Consider the following 24,972-nt stretch of genomic DNA (forward strand, 5'->3'; position numbering starts at 1 on the left):
ATAGTTTTGAAGAAAATGCAATTTTTTATATTTATAACTATGAATAAATGACGAATTATTTATAAAATTATGCTGAATAAAGCGCAACTTTTTCAAATTTAAATCTTGAAGAAATATCAATTTTATTGTAAAATAATCTTGAATTAATGTCGATTTTAACCGTTTATAATTTTGAAGATGTGAGGTATAGCCATGGTCTTTAAAAGAAAGGTATACGGTATATTGTCCGAATGGAAGGCAAAACAATCCGCTTCCTATGCCGCCCTTTTGGAAGGTCCGCGGCGGGTCGGAAAATCGACCATAGCCGAAGCATTTGCAAAAAACGAATATGCCTCTTATATTTTGATCGATTTTGCAAATGTATCCGATGCGGTAAAATCCTGCTTTGACGATATCCACGACTTGGATATGTTTTTTTTGCGCCTTCAGGCTGCGGCGGGAAAAATCCTCATTCCGCACGAAAGCCTTATCATCTTTGACGAAGTTCAGCTTTTTCCGAAAGCACGGCAGGCAATCAAATATTTAGTTAAAGACGGACGATACCATTATATCGAAACGGGCTCTTTCATTTCGATAAAAAAAAACGTAAAAGATATTGTGATTCCTTCCGAAGAATTAAAGATTCCCGTCCGGCCCATGGACTTTGAAGAGTTTCAATGGGCAATCGGGGGGAACACCTATGAATTCGCTAAGGCGCTTTATACGGCGGGTAACAAAGCCGGGGACAGGATTCATCGAAAATGGATGAGGGATTTCAGGCTTTATATGGCTGTCGGCGGAATGCCGCAGGCGGTTGAAGCCTACACGGCGGGAAAAAGTTTTGCGGAAATCGATAGGGTAAAGCGCGGGATAATCGGAGTGTATGAGGATGACTTTAAAAAAATCGATCCGTCCGGAAGGGTCTCCGCACTGTATCATTCCGTACCGGCACAGCTTTCACGCGGGGCTAAGCGCTTTATCATCTCACGGGCGACGGGGAAGCGTACCGGAACAAAGAGCCGCGCTCTTTTATATGATTTAATCGATTCAAAGACTGTCCTGATGTGTTATAATACAAGCGATCCTGCAAGCAGTTTGAGTTTAACCAAATCCTTTGAAAGCTATAAACTGTACGCGGCCGATACGGGCTTGTTTATAACGTTGATGTTTATGGAAAGGCCCGATGCCGTAAATGAAATTTACACAAAACTGTTGTCCGATAAATTACCCGCCGATTTGGACTGCCTGTATGAAAATGCGGCCGCTCAGGCGATCGCTTCGGCCGGACACGAATTGTATTATCACACGTGGAATAAAAAAGGCAGTACGCACTATTATAAAATCGATTTTTTGACGGCAAGCGGGCCGAAGGTGCAGGCAATAGAGGTAAAATCTTCCGGTATGGGCAAACACGAATCTTTAAAGGAATTCGCTAAAAAATATTCCAAGGTTTTACATAAGGCGGTTTTACTTTCATCGAAGAATAGAAAAACGGAGAACGGCATGGAATTTGTGCCGGTCTATATGTTGGATTTTGTACTTAAAAATAATTCTTGACAAAGTGTTAGTTTAACATAATACTGAATTCGGTTTTCAGGAGGATGCCGTGAATACAATCGAGTTTTTCGGTACGACGGTAAAGCCGTTTATTACAAAGGGAAAAAAAATGCTCAAACCTTTGGAAACGGGACAAATAGCCGAACGCATTTTTTGCATACGCGACAAAGACGTAAACCTCTTTTTAATCAAAACAAAAGAAGCTTACATTGCAATCGATACAGGCTATAAAAACAGCGAAAACGTACAACGGGGTTTACGCGAACTGAATATCGCGCCTCAAGAGGTGAGGGCGGTATTTTTAACTCACGTTGATTTGGACCATGCAGGCGGTGTCGATGAGCGCTGTACCGATGTGTTTCCGAATGCTCATGTGTATGTGGGCGAAGAAGAAGAAAAATATCTTAAAGCGGTTTATTTTCGAAAAAAACTGCTTTGTTTTAACTTAAAAACGCCGATACAAATCGGCAAGCCCTATACCTGTTTGCGCGACGGTGAAGTTACCGAACTTGACGGAATATCGATTGAAACCGTATATACGCCCGGCCATACGCTGGGGCACGTGTGCTATATTTTAAACCGCGAGATTCTTTTTACGGGCGACTGCCTTCTTTTAAACGAAGAGGGCGGCTGGTCCATGTACGATTTATGGAATGTTGACACGCCCTTAAATATCGCATCTTTGTTCAAATTAAAAGAACTTGTATTCGAGCGGCACTGTAAACTCATTATCACTTCGCATACGGGCTTTACGATGAATGTCGGTGCCGCCTTTTCGCGCATAGATAAGGTTCCGCAGTGGAAGCGTAAAAACTTCGCCTTTATTAAAGATGCACCCGATGATTTATACCGTTGATTGAAACCCCGATTTTCATCTTTACATAATTACACTTGTTTGTTACTATATATGTATGAAAAAGCTTTTACTTGCGCCTTCAATTCTATCCGCCGATTTTACCGCCCTTGCGTCGTCAATTAAAAAGATAGAAGATGCGGCAGCGGATTGGATTCATATCGATGTAATGGACGGTTCTTTTGTGCCTAATATCTCTTTCGGACAGCCTATAGTAAAGGCCTTGCGTCCCGTTACAAAGCTGCCCTTTGATGTTCATCTTATGATCAATAATCCGGAACAGCATATCGAAACATTTGCAAAGGCGGGCGCCGATTGGATAACCTTCCATTGGGAAAACGTGATTCACTGCCACCGCTTGGTTCAGCAGATTCACGCTTTGGGAAAAAAAGCCGGCATAAGCATTGTACCTTCAACTCCGGTGAGCGCCCTTGAAGCGGTGCTTCCCTATGTCGATTTGATTTTGATTATGTCGGTTAATCCGGGTTTCGGCGGTCAAAAGCTGATTGAACCCTGTTTGCATAAAATTCCCGAATTGGTACGGCTGCGCGAACAAAACGGCTTTTCCTATCTTATATCCGTTGACGGAGGAGTAAACGGTGAGAATGTAAGCCGTGTTATAGAAACGGGAGTCGACGTTATCGTTTCCGGTTCCGCCTTTTTTGACGGAAGCTTGCATTGGGAGAAATATAGGCAATGAAGCTCAGAGCATTGACGGCATGTGCCGCCTTATTTTTGTGTGCGGCGATTTTTGTTTCGGCGCAGGAAGCTCAAGCCGAAGATACGGATTTCGCACAAAACTACGGATATGCGGACGATTTGGTCTACGGTCTTGAAGCGTATAAAAACAAGGATTGGTCGAACGCCCTGTTTTTTTTACGCAAAGCTTCCGCCGTCAAAGAAACCTCTTCGGAAGAAGTGTGGCTGTTGATGATTTCGGCCGAAATGAATGTAAATGATTATCATGCCGTATTGCGCGATACCGAACTTTTTATGCGCCGCTTTTCTTCAAGCATCTATATTCCGAATATCGAATATCAGCGCTCCTTAGCCCGTTTCGGTTTGGGGCTTTACGAAGAAGCGGCAAAGGGCTTTTCGGACTTTTGTGAGAACTATCCTTCCCACGTTCTTATGCCTTCCGCCCTGTTTTGGGCCGGCGAATCTTTATACAGCCGGTATGAATATGCTCAGGCGATGCCCCTCTATACCCGTGTTGTTACCGAGTATGAAGGAAGCGATAAATACGCCGAAAGCTTATACCGCATAGAGCTTTTAAAACAGCGCGAACGCGAAGAAAAGCTTTTATACTTATTGCGCGTTACCGGAGAAGAAGCCGCCTCCGCCCGCGAAGAGTACGAGCGGCATATAAAGCGTTTACAAAGCGAAGAAGCTATAAGCTTAAAACGCCGTATTCGCGGCTTGGAAGAACAGGTTAGCGCCTTGCAGACAGCCTATGAAGAGGAAAAAACGCAAAAAGAAGAACTCAACACAAAAATACTTGAACTGCTTTCCGCAAACGAACAGCTGAGTGCCGAAATATCCGATTCACAAAAGGCGGCGGCCGAACGTGCCGCGGCCGAGCTTGCCGCAAAAAAAAGAGCGGATCTTATCCGCCAAAAAACACAGGCTCCGCTTTCTCCGGAGGAATTGGCCGAATTAAAGCGAAAGGCTGCGGAGCTTGAAAAGCTGCTTCACCCGCGGGGAGGAGTGTGATATGAAGCGTTTAATTATCATATGCGCATTATGCGTTTCGGTGTTTTCGGCTTTATTCGCAAAAGTTGATGTACGGGACGGAAAACTGCGTCTTGTCATTGAAGATTACGAGGGTAATTTTTATTTGTACCGCAAAAATGTCCGCGGCAATTACGTTTCTCTGCTCGATTCCAAACGGTACAGCCTAAACTCGGGTTTTTACGTGCTGTACGGTAAAAGCGTTCAAAAGCTTATGAGAAGCGGCGGCGTGACTATATTTTCCGAAGAAACGCCCTCGGGTGCCCGTCTTACCTTTTCTTCGGAAGAAAAATTTGTGTGTACCGTCGATTTTACGTTTTTGGCCTCGGACGGAAAAGAAACCGACAGTATCCGTATCGATGCCGCCGTAAAGAATATTTCAGGCGACAGCCGGTTGCTCGGTTTAAGGGTGTTTTTTGACACTTGGCTCGGCGAAAATTCCGGCCGGCACTTTTCCACCGCTTTACGCAGCTCGGTTGTCTCCGAATGTTATTTTAACGATATGTCCGGGGAGCAGTGGGTTCAATCGTCAAACGAAGAGGTGTCTTTGCGCTTTTTGTTTGAAGGAGATAAAATCACCCCCGTCCAAACCCTCGCTCTGGCGAATAAGGACGTGCTTTCCGTTCCCGTATGGGCACCCGTTTTTGTAAGCGACCGTAAATTCGACTCTTTACAGTCTTATAACAACTCGGCCCTTTCGGCGGCATGGCAGCCGCGTTACCTTAATCACGATGAAGAATTGAACGTCGGTTTTTATATCAGTACCGGCGCCGGAAGAATTCATCCTGCCGATTATAAAACCCTTCGTGCCGGTTCATTCGATGCGGCCGATACCTTGGATAAGGCGGGCGAAAGCATTGAGCCCTTTAAAGCTCCGCCTCCTCCCGTTGATAATATCCGCGATGACGATGAAGCATACATACGCTTTTTAATAGCCCGTGTGCGCGAACTTGAAGCGGACCCTTCGGCCGCCAACCGTGAACACATATTAAAATTAACCGCCGAAATAGATGAGGTTCTTTTAAAGGCGGCGGGACGCTGAATTCAATGACTTCCGATGTGTTAAAAAAAGCTCGGCGACTGCTTGCTTCCCGCCGTTTTTCGCAGGTAATTTCGCTGTTGGAACCGAAACTCATAGATTACCGCGAATCTTTCCGTTTTTTTTATTTACTCGGTACGGCATGTCTTTATGTCGGCGATATAGGCGGAGCCGAGCTGTATTACAAAAAAGCGCGCGACTTGAAGATGACGGATCCCGCTTTGATAAATGCCCAGGCCCTGCTTTTTTTACGCCGCGGTGAAATACACAGGGCGGTTGAATATTATCTTGAAGTTCAGGATTACGACCCCGCAAACCGTACGGCAAAGCGTGCCCTCGATTTTATAAAAAAAAATACCGGCAGTGAAAACCTGATTGATTATATACACAGTAAAAAAATAAAGCGTTTTTATCCGGCCTTGGGAATACGGCCGGCCTTTATCGCCTCTTTGTGTATCATCATCCTCTGTGCCGCCGTCTTTGTTCCGGCATTTTTTTACTTTAAACCGTTTAAGCCCGACGTTTTGCGTGCCGACCTTTCGGCCTTTGTGCTCAGTACCGAAGAAAAGCAAAATCCGCTTGAGCAGGATACGGCTTCTTCGGTGTTCCGCCTTGTATTGACAAAAAAAGAGCTTGAAACGGCCTATGAAGATGCGCAAAGGTATTTTCAAAAATACCGCGATAATGCCGCTCAGGTGGAAATAAACCGTATATTGAATTCCAATGCCTCGGCATCCGTGCGGCAAAAAGCGCGTCTTTTAATGGATTATCTGAGCGAGCCGGGTTTCGATACGCTTGCCGACTTGTACAGCTATTCCCAAGTGTCGGCTCAAAGCTGGCTTTATATGGACTGCTGGGTTGTGTGGACGGGCAGGGTAACGAATATCGAACAAACCGAAAACGAATACCGCTGCGACTTATTGGTCGGCTACGATACGATGGAACGCATGGAAGGGATTGTTCCGCTGATTTTAAAACAGCCGGTTCACATAGATACGGCCTTACCGGTGAAGGTTTTGGCCCGTGTACAAAGCGAAAACGGACGTCTTATATTGCGGGGCAAGTCGGTATATCAGCCGCTTCCGAAAAAATAGTTTTTTTTTATAAAACGGTGCCGTTTTTTGCGCGCTAACACCTATAATATATATGAGGAGATTATAATGGCAAAGATAATGAATGAAATGCCCGCAGCAGGCGATACGCAGGGAAAACTGCAAGCTTTGGAAGCCGCACGGCTTCAAATCGAAAAGCAGTTCGGTCAGGGCTCTTTAATGAAGCTGGGAACATCGGCAAATATCGCCGGTATCGACGTTATTCCCTCCGGTTCGATTTTATTGGACGAAGCCTTGGGTATAGGAGGCTATCCTAAAGGCCGCGTTATAGAAGTGTACGGCCCCGAATCCTCGGGTAAAACCACGCTTACCCTTCACGCGATTGCCGAAGCGCAAAAGATGGGAGGTATTGCGGCCTTTATCGATGCCGAACACGCCCTCGATCCGGTGTACGCAAAGGGCTTGGGGGTCAATATCGATGAGTTGTGGGTATCTCAGCCCGATACGGGCGAGCAGGCTTTGGAAATAGCCGAAAGCCTGGTACGCTCGGGAGCCGTGGATGTTATCGTTGTAGACTCCGTTGCGGCCCTTACCCCCCAAGCCGAAATCGAAGGCGATATGGGAGACTCCCACATGGGCTTGCAGGCCCGTCTTATGAGCCAGGCCCTGCGTAAACTCACCGCCATTATCGGTAAATCGAAAACCCTGCTTATCTTTATCAACCAAATCCGCATGAAAATCGGCGTTATGTTCGGTAATCCGGAAACCACTACCGGCGGTAATGCCTTAAAGTTTTATTCGTCCGTCCGCTTGGAAGTGCGCCGTATCGAGTCTATCGATGCAAAGGGCGAAGAAGATGCGGTGGGTAACCGCGTGCGCGTAAAAGTGGTAAAAAACAAGGTTGCTCCTCCTTTCAGAAAGGTGGAACTCGATATTATGTTCGGTAAGGGTATTTCATCGCTTGCAAGTTTACTCGACTCGGCGGTAAAACACGGCTTTATCGATAAAAAGGGCGCATGGTATACAAGCGGCGAAGAAAAACTCGGTCAGGGAAGGGAAAACGCCATTGCCTTTTTAACCCAAAATACGGATTTTGCCGCCGATATTGAAAAGAAAATACGCGAAAAACTCTTTCCCGGTCAGGTACTCGTAAAAAAAGAGGGGGCTTCCAAACCGGCGGCGCAAGCGGTACCTGCAGCTGCAAAGCCGTCTTCTCAAGCCGCCCCTGAAAAGGCCGCTGCGCAAAGTACGCCCGCCAAAACGGCAAAAATGCCTGCGCAAACCGCAAAAGCCGCGCCTGTGCAGGCCGCTCCCGCGCCGGCCGAATATGCTTCCGATCCTGCGGCGGGAGACCTGTTTTAAGATATGAAATACGAGGTCGTGCTCGGCTTGGGCTCAAACCGTTCCTTTGTATCGGAAGGGACGGAGATTGAACCTCCTCAAATTTTGGAAAAAGCCTGCCGCCGGCTGTCCTCGCTTATATCCGATATACGGCTTTCTTCAGTCTATCAAACCGAACCCATGTACGTAGAAGACCAGCCTCGGTTTTATAACATGGCGGTGTCCGGTTTTTTCGACGGAGAACCGCTTGAACTGTTGGACGGAATTCAACTCATAGAAGCCGATTACGGGCGCTGCCGCGAACATGAACGGCGTTTCGGCGAGCGCAGTCTGGATATAGATATTGAATTATTCTCCGATATGTGTATAAAAAGCGCTCGATTGGAAATTCCTCATCCGAGACTCTGCGAACGGGCCTTTATTCTTGTTCCTCTACTGGAGATTTTACCTTTTTGTGCCGACATTAAAAACGGGGCTTTTTACGAGCGCTGTTTACGGAAAACGGGACAAAGCGGCGTAAAGTACTTTTGCGGCCCCTTTACTTTTTAAAGGCGGACTTGAGGAGGTTTGTGTGAGCGAAGATGTAAGGCAGGCGGAAAACGAACAGGCAACCGTTTTTAAGCTGGAGCAATTTGAAGGCCCTCTGGACTTATTGCTTTTTTTAATCAAAAAAAACGAAGTGAATATTTACGATATTCCCATCGGCGAAATAACCGAGCAATTTTTGGAATATCTCGATTACGCGGTTACTACCGACCTCGAAAAGGTTACCGATTTTTATGCAACCGCTGCCGATTTGTTGTACATAAAATCCCGAATGCTTTTGCCCGTCGAAACCGATTTTTCGGACGAAGATATTGAAGACCCGCGAAAAGAATTGGTCGATAAACTGATTGAATATCAAAAATTCAAAAAACTGTCCGAGCTTATGGAAGAAAAAGAGCAGGAATCCGAATGGACGCTCGAGCGCAAAAAAATTCAGAGAGTTCTTCCCTTTGAAGAAGACGAGCTGTGGGAAAAAATCGATACATGGTCTCTTATGAAAACCTTTTCGCGCCTTGTCGGTACCTATTCTCACGAACAGATTATGAGTATGTACGAAGAAATATCGGTGAGTGAAAAAATCGCGCTTATGAACGAGTTTTTTGAAAACAGGGGCGAATGTTTTTTTACCGATTTGGTTGTGCGCAAGGGAAACATTATGGACATTGTATGCGCTTTTATGGCAATATTGGAAGCGGTTAAATTTAAAACGGCATGTATCTACCAAAACCGTATGTTCGGAGATATAAAAATAAGACCTGTACAGGCGGCATAAGGCACGCCTGTAAAGCGGAGTAAACTAAGTGGATTTTGACAAAGAAACGGCCCTTGTGGAAGCGGTATTTTATCTTGAAGGAGAACCTTTAAATACGGATGCCATTGCGCGCATTACCGATTTGTCTAAAGAAGTGGTAAGCGAGGTTTTGACGCGCTTAAAAGAGCGTTATGCGGCAAATGATTCGGGCATTGAACTCGAACAAATATCGGGAGGCTGGGTAATTACCCCGAAAAAAGAATTGTGGTCCTTTTTACGCGAGCGCTACGGCAAAAAAAACGAGGGCAAATTGTCCCGTGCGGCAATGGAAACACTTTCCATCATTGCCTATTCCCAGCCTATTACCCGGGGCGAAATAGAAGCCATACGCGGCGTTTCGGCGGACAATATGATTCGCCTGTTGGCCGAGCGCAGTTTAATTAAAGAAGTGGGAAAAAAAGACATTCCCGGAAAGCCTTCCCAATACGGCACCACAAAGGAATTCTTAAAGTTTTTCAGATTGAACAGCATTGCCGATTTACCCAAACTCGATGAAACCGAAAGCGAACGTTTTGAACTTGCACGATAAACATGTTTCCGATACACAGCCTGCTTCCGCCCAAGCCGGTGAAGTACGGCTTCAGCTTTACCTTGCGCGCTGCGGGGCGGCAAGCCGCAGGACTTGCGAAACCTTTATTGCGGATGGCAGGGTAAGCGTCAACGGAAAAATCGTTACCGCAGCCGGCACCAAGGTAAGCGAAACCGATGAAGTGCGCCTCGACGGTGTTTTAATGCGCCCCGAATCGCGCCGGCTTTATATATTGCTTCATAAGCCTGCAGGCTATGTATGCTCCATGGCCGACGAAAAGGGACGCAAAACGGCAGCCTCCCTTTTGGAGCCGCATTTTTCCGAACGATTGTACAATGTCGGAAGGCTTGATATGTTTTCTTCCGGCTTGATTTTATTTACAAATGACGGCGAGTTTGCGAAACGGCTTTCACATCCTTCATCCGGGATTGAAAAAGAGTACATCGTTAAAACAACCGTTCCCGTTCCCGCCGAATTGGCAAAACGTTTTGAAAAAGGCCTCCGTATCGACGGCGTCTTTTATAAATGCCGCTCGGCAGACATACGTTCTTCGCGGACGGTGCATATCGTGCTTGTTGAAGGTAAAAACCGCGAAATCAGGCGGGTGTTCGAGCATTTTGAACTACCGATACGTTCTCTTACCCGTATCCGTATCGGTTCGATTTGTATGGATAATTTGGAGGAAGGTTCTTTTCGCGAATTGAGCGAAGAAGAATGCCGCCTTTTAAGCGCATATTGATTATGGGAGCAATGTTGAAGCGTGCGGCTCAAATAGCGCCGCACGCTTCAACGCCGAGTTTTGTGCTTTGCACAAAACATCGCTTTATTATATGCACGTTCTCACTTTGTTGCGAACGTGCGTAAAAAGTCAATCGAAAGTTGACACTTTCTTCTTGACTTTTTATAGGAGTAGTTATGGTTATAGCGATTGACGGGCCTGCGGGAACCGGAAAAAGTACGATAGCAAAACGTATTGCAAAGCGGTTCGGCATTGCCTTTTTAAATTCGGGAAGTTTTTACCGCGGCATTACCTTGGCGCTTTTACGCGAAAAGGTTGATTTGAGCGACGAACAGGCGGTACTCGATTATGCACGTACTCTAAAACTGGATTATATAAACGAGCGCCTTATCTTAAACGGCGAAGATGTGGACGATCTTCTTCATTCGGATGCGGTCGACGCCCATGCGGCTCAAGTATCCTGCATTGTGCCCCTGCGTCATATAGTCAACGAAAAACTGCGCGGCATTACAAAATCCTTAAGCTTTGTCTGCGAGGGAAGGGATATGACTACGGTTGTATTCCCCGATGCCGAATACAAGTTTTACCTCGACGCTTCAATCGATGCGCAGGCCGAACGCCGCTTTAAGCAGGGGGTCAGCAATTTGAGCTTCGAAGAAATCAAAGAAGCGATTATACGGCGCGATGCAATCGACAAAGCAAAGAGTGAAGGCGCTCTAAAAAGAGCCGCGGATGCCCATTATATTGATACAACGCACTTGACCATTGAGCAGGTTTGTGAGATAATAAGTAGCAAAATTAACTTATAAGGGTTTAAAATGGAACAGACGGAAGTGACAATGGATGAAGATCGGAACTCCACCGAAAACATTCAGACACAATTACAGGAAGAGTATCTTAAAAGTCTTGAAACGCTTGAAGAAGGTCAGCTTGTAGACGGTACCGTTATACAGGTTACCCCCGATCAGGTGTTTGTTGACGTCGGATACAAATCGGAAGGAAAAATCCCGACGTCGGAGTTTTCGGAATTGCCGAAAGTCGGTGATACGGTAAGTGTCGTTCTTATTGCAAAAGAGAACAAACACGGGGAAGTAATTGTTTCAAAACAAAAGGCCGATGTAAAGCAGCTGTGGAAAAATCTGCGCCAGGCTTTTCAGGATAAAACGCCGGTTGACGGTGTTATCGAAAAGAGCGTAAAAGGCGGTTTTGAAGTCAATTTGGGCAGCGATATACGGGCATTTTTGCCGATAAGCCAGTCGGACTGTCAAAAAGTCGAGCGGCCGGAAAAACTTATCGGAGCAAAGAGCAAATTCTATGTGGAACGCCTGTATTCCGATAACAAAGCCAATGTGGTTGTAAACAGACGCAAATATCTTGAAGAAACCGTAGAAAAAAAACGCGATGAGTTTTTTAATACGATGTCCATCGGAGATACGGTAAAAGGCGAAGTTAAAAGCTTTACCAGCTTCGGCGCCTTTATCGACTTGGGCGGTTTTGACGGATTATTGCATATAAATGACATGAGCTGGGGACATGTAACCCGGCCTAAGGATTTTGTCAAAAAAGGACAGGAAATTACACTCAAGGTTATCCGCCTGGATCCTGCCGAAAAGCGTATCAATCTGTCGCTTAAGCATTTTACCGAAGATCCATGGCTGCATTTTGAAGACAAATATCACGTCAATGATATTGTAAAGGGCCATGTAACGAAATTGGCCGACTTCGGTGCCTTTATCGAACTTGAAGAAGGTATTGAAGGTCTTGTGCATATAAGCGAATTTTCATGGGTGCGCAAAATCAATAAGCCCTCCGATGTGGTTAAAGTCGGCGATGAAGTCGAGTGTATGGTGCTCGGTTACGATATTCAAGCCGGCCGCGTATCGCTCGGTTTAAAGCAGGTTACCGCGAACCCCTGGGACAATATCGGCGAAAATTATCCGGTCGGAACCCGTTTAACGCGCAAGGTTGTTAAATTGACCAATGCCGGTGCCTTTGTAGAACTTGAAGAAGGTATCGACGGCTTTTTGCCCTCCGAAGACCTCTCATGGAAAAAGAAGGTTAAACATCCGGGAAGCGAATTGTCGGTTGATCAGGAAATTGAAGTTATCGTTACGGAAAACGATCCTGAAAACAGAAGAATCCGCTTAAGCGTCAAGCATTTAACCGAGGATCCGTGGAAGCCCTTTGCTCAGGCCCATCCGTCCGGTTCGGTTATTGAAGGTGAAATCGTTTCCATTACCGACTTCGGTTTGTTTGTCCGTGTCGAAGGCGATATCGAAGGTTTGGTAAATAAGGCGAATCTTACCGAAAGCAAAGAGGAAAGCTACGAAGAGGCACTGAAAAAATACAACGTAGGCGATAAAATAACCGTTTATGTTGTCGAAATCAATCCCGAAAAACAAAAAGCCGCATTTTCGGTTAAAGAAGTTAAGAAAAAAATGCAGCGTGAGGAGATTTCCCAGTATATGTCGGCATCCGATGATGACGACGGCGGAGCCTTTACCTTAGGCGATTTACTGAAAAACAAACAAAACTGATTTTTGCGGGTTGTTGATATGACGCCGAATGCTATTGATGTCGAAAAACTCAATACTCTTGTGGAAATCAACGCCCGTATCAACGGAGACTATTTTGATTTGGACGCATTGCTGGTGCATATTCTTGAATCGGCAATGCGTCTTGTCAAATGTGAAGCCGCATCCATTTTGATTGCCGAAGACAGCGATACCCTCAAATTCCGCGTAGCTTTGGGGCCGGCGGGAGTGCGGGCTCAGGATATTCCGGTTGATGCCAAGGGCAGTATCGCAGGCTGGGTAATCGAGCATAACGAATCTTTAATTATAAACGATGTTCCCGGCGACCCGCGTTTTTTCGGTACCGTGCAGGAAAAAACAGGCTATGTAACGAAAACAATGGCGGCGGTTCCCCTGCGTTTTAAAAACGGCTGTATCGGCGTTATAGAGCTTTTAAATAAGGATGCAGGGATACCCTTTACGCAAAGCGATCTTGATATTTTGGAGCTCTTGAGCGTTCAAGCCGGAATTGCCTATCAAAACGCTTCGGCATACCGCCAAGCACGGTTTAAAATACGAAAACTTGAAACCGCCATTTCCGACGGCGCAGGTTTTCATCAGTTTGTAGCCGAAGACCCTGCGGTTTTGGATTTGATTAAAACGATTGAGCAGATTGCGGCAACGAATTCTTCCGTGCTTATTTTAGGCGAAAGCGGCGTCGGTAAAGAACTGGTTGCCGAACGCATTCACTTAAAAAGTCCGCGCTCTTCAAAACCCTTTGTGCGCGTCAACTGTGCCGCTTTATCGGAACAGCTTTTGGAAAGTGAATTATTCGGCCATGTCCGCGGCGCTTTTACCGATGCGGTCAATGATTCGACCGGCCGTTTTGAAACCGCAAACGGCGGCACCCTTTTTTTGGATGAAATAGGGGAGCTGCCCTGTAATTTGCAGGCAAAGCTTTTGCGGGTGATACAAAGCCGCAGCTTTGAAAAGGTGGGCTCAAGCAAAACGATTTCGGTCGATGTGCGCATTATAGCCGCAACCAACCGCGATTTGGAAGCGATGATAAAACAGGGGACGTTCCGTTCCGACCTTTATTTCCGGCTGAATGTGCTGCCGATAACGGTTCCGCCGCTTCGCCGCAGACGCGGCGATATTGAGCCCCTTGCGAATTTTTTTCGTAAAAAATTCAGTACGGAAACAAAAAAGAATTTTACGGGTTTTTCAACCGATGCCCTGAACCTGCTGTATACCTATTCATGGCCGGGAAATATCCGTGAATTGGAGAATTCGATAGAGCGTGCCTGTGTTTTGGGAACGCCGCCTTTAATTAAGGCCGAAGATTTTCGTCTTAATTGTCCGCAAAGTTCCGCCGGCGATTTATTGAACGCAAGTCTTACGGATACGGATTCTCAAGCTTCTTTAAAAGACGCTTTGTTTCTTTTTAAGAAAAATTATGTTACAAAGATTTTGGAACAAACCGGATGGAATCAAACCGAAGCGGCAAAGCTGCTTGACGTACAGCGGACCTATGTTTCGCGATTGATGAACGAACTCGATATACGCTGAGTGTAAAAAGACGGGAAAACCGTTACAGGAGAAAATATATGGAAGAAATTGAAAAAAAGACCTTAAGTGACCGTATCGGCGATTTTATAGCCTCGTATCGCAAGATTATTTTGGGCCTTCTTATTACTCTTTTTGCCTCTGCCGCGGTTGTTGCCGTAACCTTGTCGGTTATGAATGTGCAAAAAGAAAAGGGATTGGTAAAGCTCGATTCCATTCAGTTTGAAATCGAAAAGCTCGGTTCCGAAGAAGCCGATACGCAAAAAAAAGCCGAATTTTTTGAAGAATTGAAAAAACTTGCCTCTTCTTCTTCGGGAACGGTAAAAACCCGTGCCGCCATGGCTGCAGCCGATGCTGCCTTTGCCGATAAAAATTGGGAAGAATCGCGTACTTATTGGCTTATGGCCGCTTCTTCGCAAAAAAAAGCGTATACGAATCCCCTTGCTCTGTATAATGCGGCCGTATGCAGTGAAGAATTGGGCGATGCCGACAGCGCGTTACGCTATTTTGATGAAGCTTCGCAAAACAGGGATTTTCCGCTTGCCGCCCGCTCTCTCTTTAATGCGGGACGCATTGAAGAAAGCCGAGGTAATTATACCGAAGCTTTTACACGCTACGAAAAACTTGAAGCTTCGTATGCCGCAAGCGAATGGGCTCATCTGGCAAAAAGCCGCGTGATTGCTCTTCGTGCGGCGGGAAAACTGCAATAAACGGAGTCCCCGAAAAAAAGCCGACAAGGAGGAAGATATGAAAAAGCTTTTATTTTTTGTTCCGCTTTATATCCTTGTCTGCTTATCCTGCGGTTTGGAAACTTTTTACGATATGAAACCTCCTAAAGATGCCGTCCCGCAAAATGCGGCCGACGGCATTGTCGTTTTACCGCCCATAGATACCGCTTCAAGCAGAAAATTCGAGTTTACCGCAGTAAAAAACGACGGGTTTACTGCCTGGGGAACGGAAGTGTACTACCGCATCTATAATTCGCTTGAAAAACTGCAAAGCGATGCAAAGAGCATCAACGCGGTAAATGCGGATAAAAGTGTCGACGGCTTTTATAAACTGCAGTCTTTGGCGTATAAGCGCCTGCGTACCGAAAAAAGCGACGGAAAACAGGATTTGCTTATTGAACGCGACGGCAGGGTGACGATTCGTCTTAGAGATGAAGGCCTCGGCGTCGGTGCGATTTATACGGGGACCGTGCTTCCCGTATTCCGGGAAAACAACATGCCCTTTTATTTCGGAGCTCCCGAAGGAAATCAAAAACCTCCCGAGGCCGGAAACAGCGACTTTACTTATACCGACGCCGGAGAGAATATGTTTTATGTCAATGCCTATGCCGTATCGACCGGTTTGCAGTCTGCCTCATGGACGAGGGCGGTAAGTAAGGTACTGCCGCTCGGTTTTTGCGTATTTCGTAATTAAATGCATTTTTTGCTTGCTTTTTTTTAAAAAACAATGGATAATATATTATATATACGGAATACCGTATTTAAAAACCGTTGAGGCATTTTTCACTGACTACAATCTTATTTTTACTCGCTTGTGCCATAAAACGGTACTTTTGGTAAAGTATTTATTTGATAAAATCAAATAAACGATTTTGTCTGCATGGTACAGTACGGGAGGAGGAATGTATTGTGGAAAAATATACATCGTATTGCATTTTACCGTTTTGTATAGCTGCACTTTGCTTTTTGTCCGCTTGCCCGCTTAACAGTTCCAAACTGATGGAGTCGATACCGGATGAAGTTGCTGCAAGATCGAATGAAAATGCCCTTCTTTTTTTTAATAATCCCGTTTTTATAGCTACCGAATACTCCGAGCTTTCGGGTAAAAAAAACGAAGTGCTGTCGGGAAAACATTCTCTCAAGGGAGAAAGCACGGCCGATGAATTGCATGCCGTCTTATTATATACCGATAAAACGAAATTGCCTCTTAAACCGGGAAAAACCTACAGCGTTTCTTTTGACTACCGCATATTAAAAAAGGGAAAGAGCGGTTTTGAAGTGCTGTTTTATTCTCCCGAGGCGGCTTCCAAAAACGAATGGCTCGACAGTTTATTGCTGTATCCCGAAAATGCTCTGGAAGGAAGGACCCGTCTTCGTTGTACATTGAAAAAATTCGACGATTATATGATCTATTGGTCGATTGTGGAAGGGGGTTCCATTGTCATCGATAATATCACCGTTATTGAAGAAGATACAAATACGACTGTTTTCACCGTCGATATAGAGGCCGAAGAGTTTGTTGTCGATGTAAACCGTAAAACGATAGCGGAAAAAGTTGTAAATAAATCAACGGTACCCGTTTTTGATCCCTGGGGGCCCTGTAAATACGGGGATTTGTATGATACCGGAGAGAATCCCTATAGTTTGATTTGGACACGGCGCGGTCTTGCACAGGATATTGAGTCGACAGAGGCCGTCATTTCGGGCATGGAAACATACCGCATGCAGCGCGATACGGATACACTCTATCTTATAGCACCGGATTGGCATATATGGGTTCCTTCCCGGCAAGAGCTTTCAAAACGCTCCGCTTTTTATCTTGATGAATTTTTTAAGCCCCATACGGCATCCGAGTATCCGACAAGTCTTGTAATCAATTTTGAACACCGCGATTGGACACTGTTGATGGCCGAAAAAGCCTTTAATTACAAAAATGCGGGCTTTGACGGTCTTTTGTTCGATTGGTGGAACAACGATGCGGGAAACGGCAGAAATAAAAAAAGGGTCGAAAACGCCCGCTTACACCTTCTTAAAACGGTGCGCAAAAAAATCGGAGACGATTTTATTTTGATGGGAAATGTCAACTGGAATACGAATGATCCCAGCGCCCGTTATCTTTCGGGGATTTTTGCCGAATTATGGAAACCCTCTGCGTCGAAGACCTATCCCTTAACTTATGAAGATGAAGTGCCCGCAGACGGTACTTTTTCCGTTGCACGTTTGGAGGATTTTTTACTTCACTGGGACTCCGTTTTGCAGTGGCCGAAGATTATAGCCGTTGAAGCATGGAAGCTAAGCGATAAAACCTATGTCCTCGAAGATTTTGCCGAATATAAAAACTATGAAACGGCAAAACTCCTGGCGGCTATGACCTGCGTTATTCCCGAAAACGGGTATTTTTTATATGCCGATAATAATTACGACAGAGACGATTCGGCTCATGACCATGTTTATTATGATTTTTACCGGACTGATTTCGGAAAAAGCCTTTCCGGTATGATAAAAATTGCCGAAGGCGCTGCGTATAAAGAATACGAAAGAGGTTATATTGCCTATAACAGAACCGCATCTGCGATTTCTTTTTATACCGAAGACGGCAGATATATTTCTTTGCATCCCCGCGAGGGAATCTTTGTTGCAAAATAGGATTTGCTTATTGCGGTGTATCGGTGTTTTTGATATACTTATATTGCCGTAGAGTTTATGCCCTTGGGCGACTTTCAACCGAAAATAAGGAGATACGGGAAAATGGCAGACAAAAGAACATCCGGTACGCATATTGCAAAAAAAGGTATGCATTCAATAGGTGTAAAACTGGTTCTGTGTACGATAATCTTGCTTTTTATGCAATATCTGGTTATCTCATATAAAGATTGGCGCAGCATTACAAAATTTTCGGAAAATCAAATTAAAATAATGGCCGATTTAAAGCATTCGGCTTTTAACAATGAATTGAATACCTATACGACTATCGGTAAAATAGTTTTGGACAATATCGCTGTTGAAGCCGATGTTATTCAAGCCTTTGCCGATCGCGACAGGGAAAGACTTGCCCGTTTGACAGCCCCTCTTTTTCAGAATATGAAAGAAAATTATCGGGCACAGCAATTCCATTTTCATACCCTGCCTGCCGTTTCTTTTTTGCGCGTGCAAAATCCTTCAAAATACGGTGATGACTTATCCAAGTTCAGGCAAACAATTGTTCAGGCAAACTCTTCAAAAAAAGAAGTATTCGGTTTGGAAGTCGGAGTAAGCGATTTGGGCTTCCGTTTTGTTAAGCCCCTCTTTTCGGCTCAGGGTGCTCATATCGGAAGCGTCGAATACGGCGGAGCGGTGAATAATGAATTTATAGAGCGCCTTGTTGAAAATTGTACGCAGGAAGTTTTAAACGGCGGTATGAATGTAAGCGTGTATGCAAAAACCTTGGATAACTCTGTGCGCATTATGGGATCGAATTTTGAAAGCGAAGTTGAAGCCGATGCCGCATCGATTGCCGACGGCTTAAGCGGAAGCGGTATGATTCGTCTTGAAGGAAGCAATGCCCTTGCATACTATCCTTTAACGGATTTTTCCGGTACTTCGGTAGGCTATGTCAAATTCCGGTATTCGGTCGCCGATATTTTAGCGGGCCGCAGAGCATTCTTTTTACGGACTTCGGTTATTTTGGCGGCCGTTTTGTTCATATTTATCATTACGATAACCGTCTTTACCCGCTTTTTTATTATCAAACCGGTTCAAAAAGTTATCGCCGCCCTTAAAGAGATTGCCGAAGGCGATTTAACCGTGCGCCTTCCGATCAGCGGCCGGGATGAAATAGCTCAGCTTGCCGATTATTTTGCGCAAACGATTGAAAAAATCAGTATAACCGTAAAATCGGTATCGGAAAATGCGGAAAAAATGCAAACCGTTGCCGAAAAATTATCGGATAATATGAACGAAACCGCTTCTTCAGCCGCACAAATAAACAGCCATGCCGAATCGGTGCAGACGCAAACGATAAATCAAAGTGCCAGTGTAACCGAAACGGAGGCCACGATAGAGCAGGTTATTAAAAACCTCAAGCAGCTTGACGGAAACATAGAAATGCAGGCGGCAAGTGTCGCCCAATCCTCCGCCGCTGTTGAGCAAATGGTTGCCAATATAGCTTCGGTTGCCAAAACCCTCGAAAAAAATAACGAGGTAATAAAAACCGTCTATAATGCGACAAAGCAGGGAAAAGAAGGGTCTGCGGCGGCGAATGATGTTGTAAATCAAATAAGTGAAAAATCCGAATCGCTTTTTGAAGCAAGTCAAATTATTCAAAATATTGCAAGTCAGACAAACCTTTTGGCTATGAATGCCGCCATTGAAGCCGCCCATGCGGGCGAAAGCGGTAAGGGCTTTGCCGTTGTTGCCGATGAAATCCGTAAGCTTGCCGAAGAATCCAATATGCAGGGTAAGCAGATTTCCGATGTTATAAAGCAATCGATAGATATAATCGGCGATTTGCGGGTTGCCGGTGCCGCTGCCGAGAAAAATTTTGTTGAAGTATATGATTTGGTAAATAAGATTTCCCAGCAGGAAGAATTGATTGTCGGTGCAATGAAAGAACAGCACAATGCAAGTCTTGAGGTATTATCGGCAATCAGAAATATCAATGAAGTTACGGTACAAGTCCGAGACGGATCAAGCGAAATGCTGAACGGAGGCGAACAGGTTGCTCAGGAAATGCATAAGCTTGCCGAAGTAACCCGTGCCATAAGTAAGAGTATGGGTACCATGGTTGCCGCTGCCGAACAAATCAACAGCGTTGTTCAGGAAGTAAATGCCGTAACACGGGAAAATACCGCCAGCATAGAAGTGTTGGTCGAAGAAGTGGGAAAATTTAAGGTATAAGGCCGTTTTAATGCCGGAGAGGTTTTACAATGAAAATATCCGTTGAAAAACTGAAACAAGTAAATACGGTTTTTACTTTTGTATTTTTTATACTTATATCGCTCTTTGTTGCCGGAGTTCTTGTGTATACAGCCGTCGATTTTATAGGCGGCTTGAGCCGGTCTTATGATCCCGGTGTGGATATCGTAGAAAACACCGAAAATGCCGAAGAGCTTATATATTCTACGGAATTTATAGGTGCAATTAAGGATGTGTATGTCTTCGCAAAAAAAGGCGGCGCGGTTTCCTTAGGTAAAAACGGTTTTGAAAAATCCGATCGGATGGGCTCAGTCTATGCCGATTATTCTTCGCGTTCCGGTACAAATGAAATTCTTAATTTTTATTTTGTTCCAAAGCATACAAACAAAAGTATCCCCTTATTTGAACAAGACGTCATGATAGTCTTTTATCAGTTCGTGCAGGAAGAGGACGGCAATAAAAACGGATTGTACACGCCGTTACCTGAAAACGTATATATTGCGGCGCTTAGGGATACGGACGGCGATAAAAGATTAAGCTCCAAAGACGATACCGCCCTCTATGTTTCCGAATACGACGGAAGCGGTTTAAAGAAAATTTCGGACAGGGTTTTTAGCTGTGAAGTCTCCGGCGATGCCGAGATTCTTTTTTGCGAGTATGAAAACAACCGCTGTGTTTACAAAACCTACAATATGCTTTCCGGTAGTATAGAAACCGTTTTTACCGCCGCCGGTACGGAACCTGAAAAGAATTTTCACCGTTTTTATCGACTTTTTAACTGATGCGTATACGGCCTCACCATATTTTATGTATGCGCGCCTTTAAGGGGATGGGGTATTCTCCTTCCTTTGTCCGCAACATGTATACGGTCATAGCAGACATAAAAAAGGAAGGCGGGGCGGAAATTATTTCCGGCTGTGACGATATTTGCGCTTTCTGTCCGCATTTGATTAAAGGCGAGGACGGAAGGCGGGAGCTTTGTGACGGCGAAAAAAAAATTGCAGCTATCGATGCCAATGTGCGCGCTTTTTTAGGCATAAACGACGGCTTTTACACTTGTGAAGAACTTGAGCACAAGGTTAAAAACGAATTGACCGCGGCGGTTTTTGAAGTCATTTGCGCCCCCTGCGAGTGGAAACAGCGCGGCGTATGTACCTATGAGGTTGTGTACGGGAGTACAGCGGACTCGAAGCCCGTCAATTAAACGTGAAAACGATTACAGTATGGAACTCGGGTAAAATCTCTGTATTGACAAATTCATACATATGATTTATCGTCATATATAGGTGGTAGTAGTGCCGAAGGGAAAGTTAATTGTTCAAGGACGATTTGAGTGGTTCAGTGAGAAAAGTAAGCTGAATAAAAAACACGGCTTTTCCTTTAGTGAAATTCTTGATGTTTTTGAAGATCCTTATTTTTATGAGATTTATGACATCAATCATTCGGCATTTAACCAGACGAGATACAACGGTTTTGGATATGCGAAAGGTAAATTACAGGTGGTATAAATTGCATACACTGAAGATGGACGGACGCATATAATTTCGGCTCGTCCCGCGACATCGAGGGAAAGGAAGTTGTACTATGGAAGAATTGAAGAACTTTATAGCAAGATGTGAGGCAAATGCTGTTCCCGATGAGCAGATAGATACTTCAGATATCCCTGAACTTACGGAAGGGGATTTTGAGCGGGGATATTTTAAATACCGAAAGCCGATGAAAAGAGCCGTAATGTTTCGAATTGATATTGATAATTTAAAGTGGCTACAGAGTGTAGGAAAAAAGGATTATCAAACGAGGTTAAACAATGCTTTACGTTGGGCACGGCAAAACGGTTGCCCGTTAATTTAAAACCGAATGTTATTATAAAGATATTAACTACGTCCTACCGGGAGCAATGTAGTATAATTGTGTACGGGAGTGATTAGTTTCCGTAGGAAGGAGCATGTTCCGCAGCTGCTTGGTCGGGTCGGGAAGCCGTAAATCGGTCTATACTGTATAGGGGGCGGGATTGCACCGATTCGCGGTCATCCGGTTCCATTATATTATCGGCCCACAGTTCGCACTGGGTCATCACGGTTTGAACGGCATCTTCCATACCTTCGGGCGGATATTTATGTTTTTTTAAGAGCTTTTTAATGAGCATTCTCATGTGTGCCCGTGCGCTTTCCCTCAGCTGCCAATCTACGGCTTTGTTTTTACGCAGGGTTTCGGTAAGTTCCTTGGTAATGGCAATCAATTCTTCATTTTCATAAAAATCTTTAATGGCCTGCGGTTTTGTCAGGGCATCGTAAAAAGCCGCTTCTTCGGAAGAAAGTCCCATATCGCGGCCTTCTTTTTCGGCTTCGGCGATTTGCCGCGCAAGTTGTACCATCTCGGCTATAACTTCTTCATTTGTGAGCATACCGTTCAGATAGGCATTGAGTGTATGCTGCATAATATCGCTGAATTTTTCCGATTTGACGACATTGTACCGCCGGTAAAGATGTACCTGCTCGGCAATCAGCTTTTTCAGCAATTCAACTGCAAGGTTTCGTTCCTTCATCTTTGCTATTTCTTCAAGGAATTTGGGTGAAAATATTGAAAACTCTTCTTTTATGTCGGAAAAAAGATTTATAACACCTTCGCTTTTTATACTTTGTTTTAAAAGTTCGTTTATGCGCGCGTTTAATTCGGGTAAGGATATTGTTGTTCCGACGCCTGCATTCATAAGCCGAACGATAAGGACACGCACCGCTTCAAAAAAGGCGGCTTCAAAGCGCAGTTTTTCTTCGACTACGGAAGAACACAGGGAGAGGGCTTGGCGCAGCAGCATAGCCTCTTTGACAAAGGTATTTTTTTGTTCTTCTTTTTCGCGCGCTATAATGAAGTTGACCGCCGCACTGATGGTTTTTGCCCGTTCAAGATCGCTTCCGTGCATAAAAGCCGCATAATTATAACCGTAAAACAAATCTTTACAAACGGAAAGCTTTTCAAGGAAGGTCGGGTAAGCGGCTTTGAGAATATCGGTGTCTCCGTAATTTTTTTTATCTCGGCCGGTATAGTCATTCATTGCCTGTTTTAATGCGCTTGCGATTCCCACATAATCGACGACAAGACCGCCTTCCTTATCGGCGAATACGCGGTTTACGCGGGCAATAGCCTGCATAAGATTGTGGCCGGCCATGGGTTTATACACGTACATGGTAGCGAGGGAGGGTACATCGAAGCCGGTAAGCCACATATCGACAACGATAGCGATTTTTAGAGGACTGTCGTTATCCTTAAATTTTTTTGCAAGTTCATCGCGGTGCTGCTTATTGCCGATAATTTTGCGCCAATGTTCATCATCGCTGTTTGCCGAGGTCATAACGACTGCAACTTTTTCCGTCCATGAGGGGCGCAGGGTGAGAATCCGGTTATAAATCGCCATTGCAATGGGGCGCGAATAGGCGACTATCATAGCCTTCCCGGTAAGAAGACTTGCGCGGTTGTTTTCGTAATGGTCAAGTATGTCGGTTACAAGAGAATCAATCGTTTTTTCATTGCCGAGAAGAGCTTCCATTTTTGATAATTCGCGCTTACTTGTTTCAATTACCTGCTCTTCTGCTTGCTGCGCCATCAGGTCGTATTCGCTGTCGATAAGATCAAGCGTTTTTTTGTCAAGCTTGAGTTTTATGACACGGCTTTCATAATAAACGGGACGGGTGGCTCCGTCTTCGACTGCCTGTGTCATATCGTAGATATCGATATAATCGCCGAATACTTCGCGTGTACTGCGGTCGGCAGCCGACAGGGGAGTCCCCGTAAAACCGATATATGTTGCGTTCGGCAAACTGTTGCGGATAATCCGTGCGATTCCTATCACGCGTTTGGCAATTTCTTCACCCGCCTTATTTTTTGTTATTTTGATTTTTTCGGTAAGGCCGTATTGCCCGCGGTGAGCTTCATCCGCCATTACAATGATGTTCCGGCGCTCCGAAAGGGCTTCAGAAGATTCTTCAAACTTTTGCATGGTGGTAAATATGATGCCGTTTGCCTTTCTTCCCGCAAGGAGACTCTTTAAATCCTTTCTGCTTTCGGCTTGTACGGGTTCCTGCCGTAAAAAATCCTTACATTTTGAAAATTGACCGTATAATTGATTATCGAGATCGTTTCTGTCGGTGATGACGACAATCGTCGGACTTTCCAAGGCTGTCTGCAATAGGTGGGCATAGAACACCATTGATAAAGATTTTCCGCTTCCCTGTGTATGCCAAAATACGCCGCCTTTACCGTTTACGGCATTTTTAGTTGAATTGATTGCTTTTTTTACCGCAAAATATTGATGATAGCCTGCAAGTATTTTGTAGGTTTTTAATCCTTCATTTGAAAAGCAGATAAAGTTTTTTAGAATATCAAGCAATCGCTGTTTTCGGAACATTCCTTCAAAAAAGGTATCGAATTGGGCATATTGTGTGTTTTCGTATAAGCCGTCCTTTGTTTTCCATTCCATAAAACGGTCTTCGCCGGATGTCAAGGTTCCCGCCTTTGAAGTGAGCTGGTCGCTCATCACGCAAACGGCATTGTAAATAAACAGGGAAGGAATTTCTGCCGTATAGTTCCGAATTTGGCGGTACGCTTCTGATGCATCGGTTTCTTCACGTGAAGGAGATTTCAGTTCCATTAAGACTATCGGAAGTCCGTTGAGAAATAAAATGATATCCGGTCTTCTTTCACTGTTTTCAATAAAGGTCCATTGGTTTGTTATGATAAAAGAATTATTATCGGGGTTTGCATAATCGACGAGGTATACGAGGCTTGAACATTCCTTCCCCTTGTCGAAGTAGCGTACCGGTATACCGTTTTGAAGATAATCCGTAAAGATTTGATTTTTATGTTCGAGTTCTCCGTTTTCAAAATCGGTTAATTTGGCAAAGGCTGCCCGGAGAGCATCCTGAGGCAGCGAAGGATTAAGACGGGGAAGAAAGTCTTTAAGAATGTCCTCATAAAGGGGGCTGTGAAAATTACGCTCGATGTCCGGTCCGTATACATGCTCGTAACCCAATTCGCTTACAAACAGTTCAATTATGGAGTTTTCATAATCGGATTCGGTAAAAGCTGCAGACATTGCATT

21 protein-coding genes and 1 pseudogene are annotated in these 24,972 nt (G+C 44.8%); 21 read left to right on the forward strand and 1 reads right to left on the reverse strand.

Features of this window, described 5'->3' with window-relative positions:
• Positions 1–192 precede the first annotated feature (192 nt).
• From V1L52_RS05280 to V1L52_RS05380, 21 genes and pseudogenes are all read left to right on the forward strand, one after another.
• Positions 193–1,536, forward strand: a complete 1,344-nt coding sequence (locus V1L52_RS05280) for an ATP-binding protein (RefSeq protein ID WP_428771330.1) — start codon at positions 193–195, stop codon at positions 1,534–1,536.
• 49 nt (positions 1,537–1,585) lie between these two features.
• A complete protein-coding gene (locus V1L52_RS05285; RefSeq protein WP_428771332.1) occupies positions 1,586–2,392 on the forward strand; it encodes an MBL fold metallo-hydrolase in 807 nt (268 codons plus the stop codon).
• A gap of 55 nt (positions 2,393–2,447) precedes the next feature.
• Positions 2,448–3,089: a ribulose-phosphate 3-epimerase gene (rpe, locus tag V1L52_RS05290; RefSeq protein ID WP_428771334.1), complete on the forward strand. Its 642-nt coding sequence runs from the start codon at positions 2,448–2,450 to the stop codon at positions 3,087–3,089.
• Positions 3,086–4,102, forward strand: coding sequence for a tetratricopeptide repeat protein (locus V1L52_RS05295; protein WP_428771336.1), 1,017 nt, complete (start codon positions 3,086–3,088; stop codon positions 4,100–4,102). The genes rpe and V1L52_RS05295 overlap by 4 nt, the downstream gene beginning before the upstream one ends.
• Position 4,103: 1 nt before the next feature.
• Positions 4,104–5,162 (forward strand): hypothetical protein, encoded by a 1,059-nt coding sequence (locus tag V1L52_RS05300; protein WP_428771338.1) that lies wholly within the window; start codon positions 4,104–4,106, stop codon positions 5,160–5,162.
• A 5-nt stretch (positions 5,163–5,167) separates the two neighbouring features.
• Positions 5,168–6,253 carry a tetratricopeptide repeat protein gene (locus V1L52_RS05305; RefSeq protein WP_428771340.1) on the forward strand — a complete coding sequence of 362 codons (1,086 nt, stop codon included), beginning with the start codon at positions 5,168–5,170 and terminating at the stop codon, positions 6,251–6,253.
• Positions 6,254–6,319: 66 nt separating this feature from the next.
• Positions 6,320–7,573: a recombinase RecA gene (gene recA, locus V1L52_RS05310; protein ID WP_428771342.1), complete on the forward strand. Its 1,254-nt coding sequence runs from the start codon at positions 6,320–6,322 to the stop codon at positions 7,571–7,573.
• 3 nt (positions 7,574–7,576) lie between these two features.
• On the forward strand, positions 7,577–8,101 hold the full coding sequence (folK, locus tag V1L52_RS05315; protein WP_428771344.1) for a 2-amino-4-hydroxy-6-hydroxymethyldihydropteridine diphosphokinase: 525 nt from the start codon (positions 7,577–7,579) through the stop codon (positions 8,099–8,101).
• Positions 8,102–8,123: 22 nt separating this feature from the next.
• On the forward strand, positions 8,124–8,870 hold the full coding sequence (locus V1L52_RS05320) for a segregation and condensation protein A (RefSeq protein WP_428771346.1): 747 nt from the start codon (positions 8,124–8,126) through the stop codon (positions 8,868–8,870).
• A gap of 28 nt (positions 8,871–8,898) precedes the next feature.
• Positions 8,899–9,438 (forward strand): SMC-Scp complex subunit ScpB, encoded by a 540-nt coding sequence (scpB, locus tag V1L52_RS05325; protein ID WP_428771348.1) that lies wholly within the window; start codon positions 8,899–8,901, stop codon positions 9,436–9,438.
• Positions 9,401–10,177 (forward strand): pseudouridine synthase, encoded by a 777-nt coding sequence (locus tag V1L52_RS05330; protein ID WP_428771350.1) that lies wholly within the window; start codon positions 9,401–9,403, stop codon positions 10,175–10,177. Before scpB ends, V1L52_RS05330 begins: the two co-directional genes overlap by 38 nt.
• Positions 10,178–10,353: 176 nt before the next feature.
• A pseudogene (rpsA, locus tag V1L52_RS05335) lies at positions 10,354–12,714 on the forward strand (30S ribosomal protein S1).
• 18 nt (positions 12,715–12,732) lie between these two features.
• Complete coding sequence (locus V1L52_RS05340) at positions 12,733–14,259, forward strand: sigma-54-dependent Fis family transcriptional regulator (protein ID WP_428771352.1); 1,527 nt, start codon at positions 12,733–12,735, stop codon at positions 14,257–14,259.
• A gap of 38 nt (positions 14,260–14,297) precedes the next feature.
• Positions 14,298–14,966, forward strand: a complete 669-nt coding sequence (locus tag V1L52_RS05345; RefSeq protein WP_428771354.1) for a tetratricopeptide repeat protein — start codon at positions 14,298–14,300, stop codon at positions 14,964–14,966.
• Positions 14,967–15,003: 37 nt separating this feature from the next.
• Positions 15,004–15,678, forward strand: a complete 675-nt coding sequence (locus tag V1L52_RS05350; RefSeq protein ID WP_428771356.1) for a hypothetical protein — start codon at positions 15,004–15,006, stop codon at positions 15,676–15,678.
• Positions 15,679–15,893: 215 nt separating this feature from the next.
• On the forward strand, positions 15,894–17,630 hold the full coding sequence (locus V1L52_RS05355) for a hypothetical protein (protein WP_428771358.1): 1,737 nt from the start codon (positions 15,894–15,896) through the stop codon (positions 17,628–17,630).
• 102 nt (positions 17,631–17,732) lie between these two features.
• Positions 17,733–19,859: a methyl-accepting chemotaxis protein gene (locus V1L52_RS05360; RefSeq protein ID WP_428771360.1), complete on the forward strand. Its 2,127-nt coding sequence runs from the start codon at positions 17,733–17,735 to the stop codon at positions 19,857–19,859.
• A 29-nt stretch (positions 19,860–19,888) separates the two neighbouring features.
• Entirely contained in the window at positions 19,889–20,659 is a 771-nt protein-coding gene (locus tag V1L52_RS05365; RefSeq protein WP_428771362.1) for a hypothetical protein, read from the forward strand.
• A 29-nt stretch (positions 20,660–20,688) separates the two neighbouring features.
• Complete coding sequence (locus tag V1L52_RS05370) at positions 20,689–21,081, forward strand: DUF1284 domain-containing protein (RefSeq protein WP_428771364.1); 393 nt, start codon at positions 20,689–20,691, stop codon at positions 21,079–21,081.
• A gap of 91 nt (positions 21,082–21,172) precedes the next feature.
• Positions 21,173–21,385, forward strand: a complete 213-nt coding sequence (locus V1L52_RS05375; RefSeq protein ID WP_428771366.1) for a BrnT family toxin — start codon at positions 21,173–21,175, stop codon at positions 21,383–21,385.
• Between the two features lie 76 nt (positions 21,386–21,461).
• Positions 21,462–21,728: a BrnA antitoxin family protein gene (locus tag V1L52_RS05380; RefSeq protein WP_428771368.1), complete on the forward strand. Its 267-nt coding sequence runs from the start codon at positions 21,462–21,464 to the stop codon at positions 21,726–21,728.
• Between the two features lie 73 nt (positions 21,729–21,801).
• Here the strand turns inward: V1L52_RS05380 and V1L52_RS05385 are convergent, their stop codons facing one another.
• The gene (locus tag V1L52_RS05385) at positions 21,802–24,966 is read right to left on the reverse strand and encodes a type I restriction endonuclease subunit R (RefSeq protein ID WP_428771370.1); all 3,165 of its coding nucleotides are present in this window, start codon (positions 24,964–24,966) and stop codon (positions 21,802–21,804) included.
• Positions 24,967–24,972 lie beyond the last annotated feature (6 nt).

Source organism: Treponema sp. HNW (assembly GCF_050320395.1).
GTDB lineage: Bacteria > Spirochaetota > Spirochaetia > Treponematales > Treponemataceae > Treponema_C.